This window comes from Psychrobacter sp. TB20-MNA-CIBAN-0197 (assembly GCF_040309765.1).
GTDB classification, from domain to species: Bacteria; Pseudomonadota; Gammaproteobacteria; order Pseudomonadales; family Moraxellaceae; genus Psychrobacter; species Psychrobacter submarinus.
Window position 1 is genome coordinate 1 of the sequence record NZ_JBEOPC010000999.1, and the last position, 254, is coordinate 254.

Genomic DNA, 254 nt, shown 5'->3' on the forward strand with positions numbered 1-254 from the left:
GCTGAACCCTTCATACAGACGGAATTCGTTGTCGGCCGAGTTGCCGTTGACTGCCAGGGCGCACGGCGTCGAGGTGCCGGTGCAGCGGCTGTCATCGTCATTCTGGTAAGCGTAAACGCTGCCGCCGACGGTCATCTTCAGGTTGTCGGTGATGTTGAAACGGCTGCCCAACTGGCCGGCGGTCAGGCGCAGGTCGTGGCGGAATTGCACGCCGTCGCCGTCAACGTTGTCCTTGAGGTTGTAGTTACCCAGGC

General features: G+C 61.4%; 1 protein-coding gene. It reads right to left on the reverse strand.

The window, feature by feature from the left end; genetic code table 11:
• Positions 1–254: hypothetical protein (locus AAEY83_RS16890; protein WP_351060955.1), on the reverse strand; the 254-nt coding region annotated here is incomplete at both ends.